The following is a 12,231-nucleotide window of genomic DNA, read 5'->3' on the forward strand; positions in this document are numbered from 1 at the left end:
TAATGCATCGCTTCTAGTTTATTCTATGCAGATCTTATTCGCGTCGATATGGCGTTAGATCAAATAAATAGGCGGCACTGCCGGAAATAGCGTGATGCAAGAGCAATATAATCCCTCAGAAATTGAAGCCTTAGTGCAAAAGCACTGGCACGACACCAAAACCTTTGAAGTCACTGAAGATCCGAACAAAGAAAAGTTTTATTGCCTTTCGATGTTCCCGTATCCTTCAGGACGACTCCACATGGGACACGTTCGCAACTATACCATAGGTGATGTCGTTGCCCGCTTCCAGCGTCTTCAAGGCAAAAACGTGCTGCAACCTATCGGTTGGGACTCTTTCGGTTTGCCTGCAGAAAACGCCGCCATTAACAACAAAACCGCACCAGCACCATGGACTTATCAAAATATTGAGTACATGAAAAACCAGCTTAAACTATTAGGTTTTGGCTATGACTGGAGCCGTGAAATCGCCACTTGCACCCCAGAATACTATCGCTGGGAACAATGGTTCTTCACAAAACTTTACGAAAAAGGCTTAGTTTATAAGAAGACAGCTTCTGTTAACTGGTGTCCTAACGATGAAACTGTACTGGCTAACGAGCAGGTACAAGACGGTTGCTGCTGGCGTTGTGATACCCCTGTGGAACAAAAAGAAATCCCACAGTGGTTTATTAAAATCACCGCCTACGCTGAAGAACTGTTAAACGATATCGACACCTTAGACGGCTGGCCTGAGCAAGTTAAGACTATGCAGCGCAACTGGATTGGTCGCAGCGAAGGCGTCGAAATGACCTTCGGTGTTGCTGGTAGCGATAAGTCATTCGATATTTATACCACCCGTCCTGATACGTTAATGGGCGTAACCTATGTAGCGATTGCCGCAGGTCATCCATTAGCTGAAATCGCCGCGCAAACCAATCCAGAGCTTGCCGCCTTTATCGATGAGTGCAAAAACAGCACAACATCAGAAGCCGAACTCGCGACCATGGAAAAGCGTGGTGTCGCGACTGGTCTATACGCCATTCACCCCATTACTGGCAAACAAGTGCCCATTTGGGCGGCTAACTTTGTGTTAATGAACTACGGCACTGGCGCTGTGATGTCAGTTCCTGGTCACGACCAACGCGATTACGAATTTGCGAAAAAGTACCATCTGCCAATCGAAGCGGTAATCAAGCCAGTTGATGGTGAAGTCGACATCAGTGAAGCGGCTTATACCGAAAAAGGCATTCTGTTTAACTCTGGCGAGTTCGATGGTTTAGACTTTGACGGCGCCTTTAATGCCATCGCCAACAAATTGGTTGCTGAAGGTAAAGGCAAACGCCAAGTGAACTACCGTCTGCGCGACTGGGGTGTATCACGTCAGCGTTACTGGGGCGCGCCAATTCCTATGGTGACCTTAGCCGACGGCACTGTGATCCCAACGCCAGAAGATCAACTACCAGTCATTCTGCCAGAAGATGTGGTGATGGATGGTATCCAAAGCCCAATCAAGGCCGATAAAGAATGGGCGAAAACTCAAGTTAACGGTCAAGACGCGCTACGCGAAACCGATACCTTCGATACCTTTATGGAATCTTCTTGGTATTATGCCCGTTACTGCAGTCCACAGGCTGATCAAATGTTGGATCCAACTAAGGCTAACTACTGGTTGCCGGTGGATCAGTATATTGGTGGTATTGAACATGCCTGTATGCACTTGCTTTACTTCCGTTTCTTCCACAAGTTGTTACGCGATGCAGGTCTAGTCAATACCAATGAGCCAGCCAAACAACTGCTGACTCAGGGTATGGTGTTGGCCGATGCCTTCTACTACACCAACGACAAAGGTGCCCGTGTGTGGGTGTCTCCGCTTGATGTAGCGACCACCGAAAAAGACGACAAGGGCCGTATTACTAAGGCTATCGACAAAGACGGCAACGAGCTGGTTTACACCGGTATGTGCAAAATGTCTAAGTCGAAAAACAACGGTATCGACCCACAAGTGATGGTTGAGAAATACGGTGCCGACACAGTTCGTCTGTTTATGATGTTCGCCTCACCACCAGAATTAACCCTAGAATGGCAAGAGTCTGGCGTTGAAGGCGCGCACCGTTTTATCAAACGTCTGTGGAAACTGGCCAGTGAATATGTGGCTCAAGACAACAGCGAAGCGTTAGACGTTAGCAAGTTAACAAGCGAGCAAAAAGCGCTGCGCCGTGAAGTTCACAAAACCATTGCTAAAGTGACCGATGATATCGGCCGTCGTCAGATGTTCAACACTGCGGTTGCCGCGGTGATGGAACTGATGAACCACTTGCAAAAAGCCCCACAAACTACAGGTCAAGACCGAGCCATCATCGGCGAAGCCTTATCTGCGGTAGTGCGTTTGCTGTACCCAATCATTCCACACGTGAGCTTTACTCTGTGGAATGAGCTTGGCAATACCAACAGCATCGAAGATAGCCAATGGCCAGTTGTTGATGAATCTGCACTGGTTGAAGATAGCAAACTCATCGTGGTGCAAGTGAACGGTAAAGTGCGCGCTAAGATCACAGTCGCTGCCGATGCCGACCAAGCATCAGTTGAAGCCCTGGGTATGGCGGACGAGCAAGTCATCAAGTACTTAGATGGTGTTACGGTTCGTAAAGTTATCTATGTACCCGGTAAATTGCTCAGCATCGTAGCCAACTAACATCGTTGATGTGATAAACAGATGCTGTCCACACGACAAACAGGAAACCGCGAAAACTTATGCTAATTAAACGCTTAGCTTTCGCAATCATGGCGCTGGTCATTATGACCAGCGCAGGTTGCGGCTTTAAGCTTCAACGTAGCTACCAAATCCCCGAGCAGCTCAATCAACTCAGTTTGAGCAGCTCGGACGAATACAGCGAACTCACCCGTTTGGTGCGTGAGCGGTTACGTTTGAACAACGTCAAGATTGTCGATGCCGCCAATGATGTGCCAGTGTTAAGGCTCATCACCGACTCCTTAGAGCGTTCGACCCTGTCACTTTACCCTACGGGCAATGTGGCCGAGTATGAGCTTATCTATTTCGTCGAGTTTGCCGTGGCCTTGCCGGGCAAAGAGGCACAGCCTTTCAAGATTGAAATTCGCCGCGATTACTTAGACGACCCTCGCACCGCACTGGCGAAAAGCCGTGAGATGGAACTGTTAGTCAAAGAAATGCGTATTCAAGCGGCCGATAGGATTTTGCAATCCATGGCCAGCACAGAGGTAAATTAATGCAGGGTCCAAATTAATGTGGCACTGCAATAAAATGTGGAGAGTGGTTTAAATGCGTGTTTATCCTGATCAACTCTCACGCCATCTCAATCCGCTTCACGCTTGTTACCTGATTTTTGGTGATGATCCTTGGTTGCTCGAAACCTCCAAGGATCAGATCCGCCAAGCCGCCAAACGCCAAGGGTTTGAAGAGCGCGTTCAGTTAATTCAAGAAACAGGCTTTAACTGGGGTGACTTGACCCAGGAATGGCAGTCCATGAGCCTGTTTTCTAGCCGGCGCATCATTGAGCTAACACTCCCCAACGCAAAACCCGGTGCAGATGGTTCAGCGGCGCTACAAGCGTTACTGCAAACGCCGAATCCTGATGTGTTGCTGATCCTCGAAGGCCCAAAACTCGCCAGCGAGCAGACCAATAGCAAGTGGTTCAAAACCTTGGATGGTTTAGGGGTTTATTTGCCCTGCACTACGCCAGAGGGCGACCAATTCAGACGTTGGCTCGACTCACGCATTGCGCACTTTAAGCTTAATTTACAACCCGATGCGCGCGCTATGTTGTACACCCTCTACGAAGGGAATTTACTCGCCGCCAATCAGGCCATGCAGTTACTACAACTGTTAAGCCCAAGCAAACCTATCGGTGCTGACGAGTTAAGCCATTACTTTGAAGATCAGTCTCGCTTTACCGTGTTTCAGCTCACCGATGCACTGCTGAATAATCGCCAAGACAGTGCTCAGCATATGCTGGCCCAGCTCAATGGTGAGGGTACGGCCATGCCCATTTTACTCTGGGCTTTGTTTAAAGAGCTGCAGTTGCTGCTCAGCCTCAAGAGTGAACAGACCCAAGGCGTGCCTTTAAATAGCCTCTTTGGCAAACATCGGATTTGGGATAAACGTAAACCGCTGTACCAGACCGCGTTGCAGCGCTTAAGCCTCACCCAAATCGAACATATGCTCGCTTTTGCGTCCAAGCTGGAATTGAACTTAAAGCAATTAGGCCATGAAGATTGGACAGGGCTCAGCCACCTGTGCTTATTATTCGATCCTAAAGCCCACAGTCATCTAGCCCATATCAGCTTAGATTAAGGCACTGACTGAATGCGTATCGGAATTTTAGGCGGCACCTTTGATCCCATACATTACGGCCATATCCGTCCAGCGATGGAAGTCAAAGCCAGTCTCAAGCTGGATAAAATCCTGCTGATGCCCAATCATATTCCGCCGCACAAAAACACCACCCACTCGACCACAGCGCAGCGGCTCGAAATGGTCGCGCAGGTATGTGAGGCATTAACGGGCTTTGAGCTGTGTGATATCGAAGCTAAACGCGACAGCCCATCCTATACCGTCGTCACCCTTAAACAGTTAAGTCGGCTTTATCCCGATGACGAACTGTTTTTTATCATGGGCATGGATTCCTTTATTCAGCTGCAAAGCTGGCATAAATGGCAACAACTATTTGAATTAGCCAATATTGTGGTATGTCAGCGCCCAGGCTGGCATTTAGCCGAAGGGCATCCAATGCAGCATGAGCTAAGCGCTCGTCACGCAACGCTTGATGCGTTAAGTCATTCAAGCGAGCCACAACATGGGCGCATCTTTACCGTCGATATCAGCCCACAGGATATTTCGTCCACCCAAATCCGCTCACAATTGGCCTTAGGAGAAATTCCACGGGATGCCCTCCTGCCTGTCACTTTAAATTACATTCAAAAACAACGGCTTTATTTTTCTTAGGCCGAAAATTAAGCGCTAAGAGTACAAACTCAGCCGCTAAGATCGCTAAGAGAATGTATTCCCCCGCTTAAGACTGATATACTAGCGCGCTATTTAAAATGAATGAGGTACATCAGCGTGCAGAGCGCCGAATTAAAACAGTTTGTTGTCGATAAAATCGACGATTTAAAAGCCCGTGACGTCGTGGTAATCGATGTCAGCAACCAATCTAACATCACCGACTATATGGTGATTTGCTCTGGTACATCTAAAACCCATGTTAAAGCTATCGCCGAAAACCTCGTGATCGAAGCGAAAGCCGCAGGCATTCCGCCAATCGGTATCGAAGGCCGCGACAGCAGCGAATGGGTATTGGTGGATATGGGCAACGTGATCCTGCATGTTATGCAAGATCAAACCCGTGATTTCTACCAGCTTGAAAAGCTCTGGTCAGAAAAGCAAGCCTAATGAAGTTGCAACTTATCGCAGTGGGGACACGGATGCCCGATTGGGTCACCCGCGGTTTTGAAGAGTACCAACGCCGCTTTCCTCGGGATATGGCGCTGGAACTTATCGAAATCCCTGCAGGCAAACGCGGAAAAAATGCTGACATAGTGCGCATCCTACAAAAGGAAGGCGAGCAAATGTTAGCGGTGATCCCTAAGGGCAATCACATTGTCACCTTAGATCTTCCCGGCAAAAACTGGACAACCCCAGAACTCGCGAGCGCCATGAATAAGTGGCAACTCGATGGCCGTGATGTGAGCTTGCTAGTTGGCGGCCCCGAAGGTTTAGCCCCCGCTTGTAAAGAAGCCGCCCATCAGAGTTGGTGTCTCTCGGCATTGACCCTGCCCCACCCGCTCGTGCGGATTGTGGTCGCCGAAAGCTTATACCGCGCGTGGAGCGTGAACACCAATCACCCTTATCACAGAGAATAGCGGGATCTTGATGTTAACGAGTGTCAACCACCCGGATGGGATCAGCTGGAGATAGCCTAAGTGTCGCCAAAAAAGCGGATAACCATGCACGACCACGCCGCAGAGGCGTCACTGTTTAAGCGCCGTGCGCTGTTCACTTTTTGTTGTGTTGTCGCCCTCCTTAGCGTGTTGGTGACTAATCTTTATCATCTTCAGGTTGAATCCTATAAAGATTATGCAACACGATCGAATGACAACCGTATTCGGGTCGTCCCCATCGCCCCTAGCCGTGGCTTGATTTATGATAGAAACGGCGTGCTGCTCGCCGAGAACCAACCCTTTTATTCCCTCGATTTGGTGCCTGAGAAAATTGCCAATATGTCTGAAACCTTGGACGAATTGGCTAAGTTAATTGAGATCAGCCCCGACGAGCGCGAAAACTTTACCGAAGCATTAAAGTTTCACCGCCGCTTTAAGCCCTTAACCCTAAAAAATCAGCTGACCGAAGAACAGGTCGCTATTTTTAGCGTGAACCAACATCGTTTTCCTGGGATCACCGTCGAAGCGGGTTTAAAACGTAACTATCCCTATGTCAGTCAGCTCACCCATGTGTTGGGTTATGTGGGCAAAATCAACACCCGAGATCGCGCCCAATTAGAGCGCAACGATCAGTGGAAAAACTATGCCGCTACTAAAGATATTGGTAAGCAAGGCATTGAAAAGTTCTATGAATCACTCTTGCACGGTACGCCTGGCCACTTAGAGGAAGAAGTGAACAACCGCGGCCGAACTATCCGCACCCTTAAAATTGTGCCACCAGAGCCGGGACAAGATATTTACCTCACCCTCGATTTGCAATTGCAGCAAAAAGCCGTGGAATTACTCCAAGGCCATAAAGGTTCTATTGTTGCTATCGATCCAAGGGATGGCGGGATTTTAGCTTTAGTATCCAGCCCTAGTTACGATCCCAATCAGTTTGTTCAAGGGATTAACAGCAAAGATTACAGCGATTTACTAAACGATAAATCGCGGCCGCTGATTAACCGCGCCACCCAAGGCCAATATGCGCCCGCATCAACGGTCAAACCCATTATTGCCCTACTTGGACTGGATGAAAAAGCCGTCACTGAACACACCCGCATTTGGGATCCTGGCTTTTGGCAAATTCCAGGGGTTGAGCGTAAATACCGCGACTGGAAACGTTGGGGCCATGGCTGGGTAAACGTCTACAGTGCTATCGTAGAATCCTGCGATACCTACTTCTATGAATTGGCCTACAAAATCGGTGTCGACCCTATCGCTCGTTTTATGGAGCAATTCGGCTTTGGCCAAAATACCGGTGTCGACATTTTCGAAGAGTCGGCGGGAAACATGCCTTCAAAGGAATGGAAACGCTTAAAATACAATCAGGCTTGGTATATTGGCGACACGATTTCAGTCGGTATTGGCCAAGGTTACTGGACAGCAACACCATTGCAACTTGCCAGTGCAACAGCCATTCTCGCCAATAATGGCCGTCGTTTTCCACCACATCTGTTGAAATCCATTAAAGACAATACGGCCAAAATTGATTCGCCAATTAACGAGTTACCGCCAATTGAGCTTAAAAATCCGCGTAACTGGAAAATCATCAACGAAGCCATGCGCCAAACCGCCCATAAATCCCGCTTCACCGATGCAAGCTACACGGCGGCGATGAAAACCGGTACGGCGCAGGTAATTGGGGTCGCAGAAAACACCAAATACGATGCTAACAAAATTGCCGAGCATTTCCGCGATAACGCCCTCGTTGTCGCCTATGCGCCCTTTGAAAATCCTAAAATCGTGCTGGCAGTCGTCATGGAAAACGCTGGCTGGGGTGGGGCAAACGCAGGCCCTGTCGCTCGAGCCATGCTCGATGAATACATGCTCAGAGACACTTGGAAACCAACACCATGAGTGCCCATCAACGTCAAAATATCTGGCAACGATTACATATCGACTTGCCTTTACTGCTCGGCCTCCTTGCCGTCATGGGCTTTGGCCTCTTCGTCATCTATTCCGCCAGTGGTGAAGACCTTGGCATGATGGAACGCCAAATGTTCAGGTTATTTTTATCCCTATGCGTCATGTTTACGATGGCGCAGATCAATCCTGAAGCACTAAAACGTTGGGCACTGCCGATTTACCTTGCTGGGGTAGTCCTTCTGCTGGCGGTACACTTTTTTGGGGAAATCAATAAAGGTGCACAGCGCTGGTTAAACTTAGGTTTTATGGAGTTTCAGCCATCTGAGCTAATTAAACTCGCCTTCCCCATCACTATGGCTTGGTATATCAGTAAGTTCCCTCTGCCACCTAAAAAGCGTTATCTAGCGGGCGCAGGCGTTATTCTGCTGATACCCACACTGTTAATTGCTAAACAACCCGATCTCGGCACCTCAATTTTGGTTGCGGCATCGGGGATTTTCGTGCTGTTTTTATCAGGGATGAGCTGGGCGATTGTCGGCGGTTTTATTGCCGCCGTATTGGCATTTTTGCCCATTCTCTGGTACTTCTTGATGCACGATTACCAAAGAACTCGAGTGTTAACCCTACTCGATCCAGAGCAAGATCCCCTCGGTGCGGGTTATCATATTATCCAGTCAAAAATCGCCATTGGCTCAGGCGGCCTTTGGGGTAAAGGATGGCTCGATGGCACCCAATCCCAGTTAGAATTTATCCCCGAGCGTCATACCGACTTTATCTTTGCGGTGATCGGCGAAGAGTTCGGCCTGATTGGCAGCATTATCCTGCTTATCATGTATCTTTACATCATCGGACGCGGCTTAGTCATCGCCTCTCGCGCACAAACCAGCTTTGCCAGACTCCTTGCAGGCAGTATCACATTGACTTTCTTCGTTTATGTTTTTGTGAACATTGGTATGGTTTCAGGTATTCTGCCTGTGGTGGGTGTACCTTTGCCCCTTGTCAGTTATGGTGGTACCTCGATGCTGACATTGATGACAGGATTTGGCATTCTGATGAGCATTCATACCCATAGACGTTTTGTAGATAGATAATTTTAGGGACTTTTTAATGCCTATTCTCCGAGCTTATTTAGCTCCATTGGCAGTGTTTTGCCTCAGTTCATACCTTATTGGCTGTTCAACGGCCAACGAACCCGTTAACACTACGCAGCCAACAAGTGTCGCCGTGACAACACCAGCACCAACGCCCGTGTTACCCGAAGCCTTAAAGGCTGAGTTTATCAAAACGCAAATGGCACAAGGCTTTACGAAGGCAGAAGTCGAAACCTTTCTTGCCAAAGCCAAATACAATCAAGCGGTAATTGATGCGATTTCTCGCCCTTGGGAAGCCAAACCTTGGCATAAGTATTACCCGATTTTCTTAACTGAAAAACGTCTCGACGCGGGACTGGCCTTCTGGAAAAAACACGAAAAAGCAATCGCAAAAGCCGCGTCAAAGTACCAAGTTGAGCCGCAAATTATTGTCGCCATTATCGGTATTGAAACTTTTTATGGGCAATACACAGGTAACTACCCAGTTATTGATGCACTCTATACCTTAGGGTTTTATTACGAGCCGAGAGCCACCTTTTTCCGCAAGGAATTTGGCGAGTTAATGAAACTGGTTAAAGAGGAACATTTAGATATCGATAGCCTCAAAGGCTCCTATGCGGGCGCAATGGGTTTCGGGCAGTTTATTCCGTCAAGCTACCGCCACTATGCCGTAGATTTTGATGGCAGCGGTAACCGTGATTTACTCAAAAGCCCTGAAGATGCCATTGGCAGTGTTGCCAATTACTTCCATGAACATGGTTGGCAGTTGCATGCGCCAGTAGCCTTACCTTTAGTCAATAGCAGCCCAACGGCTCCTAAAGTGAAAGTATGGGCAGGTGAAAAGTTACACTACAAGGTCTCAAATATCCTCTCCCCCAGCTTAGCCTTGGCAAAAGCGCGAGATTTAGATGCCTCACAAAAAGCCATGCTTATCGAACTTGAACAAGTGGGTAGTAAAGATTACTGGCTAGGGTTAAATAACTTTTATGTGATCACCCGTTACAACCGTAGTCCTTTGTATTCAATGGCTGTATATCAATTTAGCCAACAACTGAAGCAACAACATGACGCTAAAAAATAATATTTTACCGCTCTTGATGCTCAGTTGCTGTTTTGTATTAGCGGCCTGCTCGAGTTCTAATTCAGCCTCTGCATCTGCCAGTAATAAGAATAAGAACATGGAACCTAACAAGGGTCGCTATTCACTTAAAAACGATAAGATGCCCCTTAATCCACCCAATGTGGATCATGTACCGAATGCGACGCCCAAATATGAACCCTATAGCCGCCGCGGTAATAAGCCCTATACGGTTTATGGTGAGTCCTATACGGTATTAAATTCAGGCGAAGGATTCTCCGAAACAGGCCGAGCCTCATGGTACGGTGAGAAATTTCATGGCTATGAGACGTCCAATGGTGAGCCCTACGATATGTACGGCATGTCTGGAGCCCATAAAACCTTACCACTACCAAGCTATGCCCGAGTCACCAACTTAGATAACAATAAGCAAGTGATTATCCGCATTAACGATCGCGGCCCCTTCCATTCGGAGCGGATATTAGACTTGTCCTATGCTGCAGCTTACAAACTCGGTATGTTAGGCACCGGAACGGCTCGGATTAAATTGGATGTCATCTATATAGGCAGTAAAGCGGCAACCCAGTCAGCTATTGCCAGTGTTCAATCCTCAGGCAACCACTACATCCAGTTAGTGGCCTCTAAGGATAAACAGCGACTCCATAAAATGGCTAAAGATCTAGAAAAGAAATATCAGGTCAAGACCCGTGTACAACCGGCAAACAATATGTTTAGACTACAGCTCGGTCCAATCGGTCAAGCAGAGCTTGCCGATAGATTACTGATTAAAGTGAAGCAAGACGGTTACCCCGCAGGTTATATCGTTTCGGAGAAGTGACCGCTCACATTATGATGTCGATTTAGCTTAAAAATACCACAGATGAAGGAACCTTCACTGAAAACCTTTGTCGAAGAGTGATATACTCGCGAAACTATTTTGCCTTTTCTTTCAATACAACCAAAAAGACGTGCTAAGTTAATGATGAATTTTGTAAAAAGTCCCATTAAGACATTGCTGCTAATTTCGAGTGTTTCTCTTCCTGTTTATGCTGCGCAGCCGATTGTTACCCCTGATGCACCAACCGTTGCCGCCAAGGCTTACGTCTTGATGGATTATTATTCAGGCCAAATCATTGCCGAAGAAAATGCCTACGAAAGCTTAAACCCTGCTAGCTTAACCAAAATGATGACCAGTTATGTCATTGGTCAGGAAATCAAAGCCGGTAATGTCTCCCCCGATGATGATGTCACCATCAGTAAAAATGCTTGGTCAAAAAACTTCTCTGACTCATCAAAAATGTTCATCGAAGTGGGTAAAACCGTAAAAGTATCCGATTTAAACCGCGGCATCATCATCCAATCAGGTAACGATGCCTGTGTGGCGATGGCGGAACATATCGCAGGCACCGAAGGCGCTTTCGTCGACATGATGAACTCATGGTCAAAACAGCTAGGAATGCGTGATAGCTATTTTGAAAACTCCCACGGACTTGATTCAGAAAACCACAAAACGACCGCCTATGATATGGCGCTTTTAGGTGCGGCACTGATCCGCGACGTACCTGAAGAATATCGTATCTACAGCGAAAAATACTATACCTTCAATGGTATCAAGCAATATAACCGCAACGGCCTTTTGTGGGATAACAGCATGAATGTGGACGGTATCAAAACCGGTCACACCTCTGGCGCGGGTTATAACTTAGTCGCGTCAGCCACAAAAGACGGTATGCGTTTAATTTCGGTTGTTATGGGTACTCAAAGTGAAGCCGCCCGTAAAGCAGAAAGTAAAAAACTGCTCACCTATGGTTTCCGCTTCTTCGAAACGGTTACTCCATACAAGGCTGGTGACAGCTTCGTTACCCAACAAATTTGGTACGGCGATAAAAGCACAGTGGATTTAGGTGTCGCTACCGATACACCAATCACCGTCAGCCGTGGCCGCGCAAAAGACTTGAAAGCAAACTTCGAGCTGACTAAGCCACTCGATGCGCCGCTGAAAAAAGGCGAAACCGTGGGCCGCTTATACTTCCAGTTAGATGGTAAAGATATTGCGCAATTCCCACTGGTCACCTTACAAGAAGTCAACGAAGGCAGCTGGTTCAGTAAATTAGTCGATTACTTTAAGCAACTGTTTTCTGGTTGGTTTAGCTAATCCGGCTCACAAAAACTAAGCCACCTTCGGGTGGCTTTGTTGTTTTTGGGGGAGTATCACCCTTGAATCGGGTATAATCGCCACCATATAGTTCCTATTAA

11 protein-coding genes are annotated in these 12,231 nt (G+C 47.6%); all 11 read left to right on the forward strand.

The features are described 5' to 3' along the window. The first annotated feature begins 94 nt into the window (after positions 1-94). The 11 genes from leuS to H9J30_RS02840 all read left to right on the forward strand — a co-directional run bounded on the left by leuS (position 95) and on the right by H9J30_RS02840 (position 12,130). Complete coding sequence (leuS, locus tag H9J30_RS02790; protein WP_240129574.1) at positions 95-2,674, forward strand: leucine--tRNA ligase; 2,580 nt, start codon at positions 95-97, stop codon at positions 2,672-2,674. Positions 2,675-2,733: 59 nt separating this feature from the next. Beyond that, complete coding sequence (locus tag H9J30_RS02795) at positions 2,734-3,228, forward strand: LPS-assembly lipoprotein LptE (RefSeq protein WP_011621788.1); 495 nt, start codon at positions 2,734-2,736, stop codon at positions 3,226-3,228. A gap of 52 nt (positions 3,229-3,280) precedes the next feature. Next, positions 3,281-4,312: a DNA polymerase III subunit delta gene (gene holA / locus H9J30_RS02800; protein WP_240129575.1), complete on the forward strand. Its 1,032-nt coding sequence runs from the start codon at positions 3,281-3,283 to the stop codon at positions 4,310-4,312. Between the two features lie 12 nt (positions 4,313-4,324). Further along, the gene (gene nadD / locus H9J30_RS02805; protein WP_240129576.1) at positions 4,325-4,963 is read left to right on the forward strand and encodes a nicotinate-nucleotide adenylyltransferase; all 639 of its coding nucleotides are present in this window, start codon (positions 4,325-4,327) and stop codon (positions 4,961-4,963) included. A 117-nt stretch (positions 4,964-5,080) separates the two neighbouring features. Then, entirely contained in the window at positions 5,081-5,410 is a 330-nt protein-coding gene (gene rsfS, locus H9J30_RS02810) for a ribosome silencing factor (protein ID WP_011071401.1), read from the forward strand. Beyond that, entirely contained in the window at positions 5,410-5,880 is a 471-nt protein-coding gene (rlmH, locus tag H9J30_RS02815) for a 23S rRNA (pseudouridine(1915)-N(3))-methyltransferase RlmH (protein WP_240129577.1), read from the forward strand. The genes rsfS and rlmH overlap by 1 nt, the downstream gene beginning before the upstream one ends. Positions 5,881-5,940: 60 nt before the next feature. Next, positions 5,941-7,797, forward strand: coding sequence for a penicillin-binding protein 2 (gene mrdA, locus H9J30_RS02820; protein ID WP_240129578.1), 1,857 nt, complete (start codon positions 5,941-5,943; stop codon positions 7,795-7,797). Then, the gene (gene rodA, locus H9J30_RS02825; RefSeq protein WP_240129579.1) at positions 7,794-8,897 is read left to right on the forward strand and encodes a rod shape-determining protein RodA; all 1,104 of its coding nucleotides are present in this window, start codon (positions 7,794-7,796) and stop codon (positions 8,895-8,897) included. The genes mrdA and rodA overlap by 4 nt, the downstream gene beginning before the upstream one ends. Before the next feature lie 16 nt (positions 8,898-8,913). After that, positions 8,914-9,978 (forward strand): lytic murein transglycosylase B, encoded by a 1,065-nt coding sequence (gene mltB, locus H9J30_RS02830; protein WP_240129580.1) that lies wholly within the window; start codon positions 8,914-8,916, stop codon positions 9,976-9,978. Then, positions 9,962-10,813 (forward strand): septal ring lytic transglycosylase RlpA family protein, encoded by an 852-nt coding sequence (locus H9J30_RS02835; protein WP_240129581.1) that lies wholly within the window; start codon positions 9,962-9,964, stop codon positions 10,811-10,813. The genes mltB and H9J30_RS02835 overlap by 17 nt, the downstream gene beginning before the upstream one ends. 141 nt (positions 10,814-10,954) lie before the next feature. Beyond that, the gene (locus tag H9J30_RS02840; RefSeq protein ID WP_011071395.1) at positions 10,955-12,130 is read left to right on the forward strand and encodes a serine hydrolase; all 1,176 of its coding nucleotides are present in this window, start codon (positions 10,955-10,957) and stop codon (positions 12,128-12,130) included. Positions 12,131-12,231 lie beyond the last annotated feature (101 nt).

It is taken from the genome of Shewanella cutis, assembly GCF_022410515.1.
Classification (GTDB): Bacteria; Pseudomonadota; Gammaproteobacteria; order Enterobacterales; family Shewanellaceae; genus Shewanella; species Shewanella cutis.

Excerpts from the sequence above, each read along its gene's own strand:
- leuS (WP_240129574.1), top strand. The coding sequence starts at position 95 with ATGCAAGAGCAATATAATCCCTCAGAAATTGAAGCCTTAGTGCAAAAG.
- H9J30_RS02795 (WP_011621788.1), top strand. The coding sequence starts at position 2,734 with ATGCTAATTAAACGCTTAGCTTTCGCAATCATGGCGCTGGTCATTATG.
- holA (WP_240129575.1), top strand. The coding sequence starts at position 3,281 with ATGCGTGTTTATCCTGATCAACTCTCACGCCATCTCAATCCGCTTCAC.
- nadD (WP_240129576.1), top strand. The coding sequence starts at position 4,325 with ATGCGTATCGGAATTTTAGGCGGCACCTTTGATCCCATACATTACGGC.
- rlmH (WP_240129577.1), top strand. The coding sequence starts at position 5,410 with ATGAAGTTGCAACTTATCGCAGTGGGGACACGGATGCCCGATTGGGTC.
- rodA (WP_240129579.1), top strand. The coding sequence starts at position 7,794 with ATGAGTGCCCATCAACGTCAAAATATCTGGCAACGATTACATATCGAC.
- mltB (WP_240129580.1), top strand. The coding sequence starts at position 8,914 with ATGCCTATTCTCCGAGCTTATTTAGCTCCATTGGCAGTGTTTTGCCTC.
- H9J30_RS02835 (WP_240129581.1), top strand. The coding sequence starts at position 9,962 with ATGACGCTAAAAAATAATATTTTACCGCTCTTGATGCTCAGTTGCTGT.
- H9J30_RS02840 (WP_011071395.1), top strand. The coding sequence starts at position 10,955 with ATGATGAATTTTGTAAAAAGTCCCATTAAGACATTGCTGCTAATTTCG.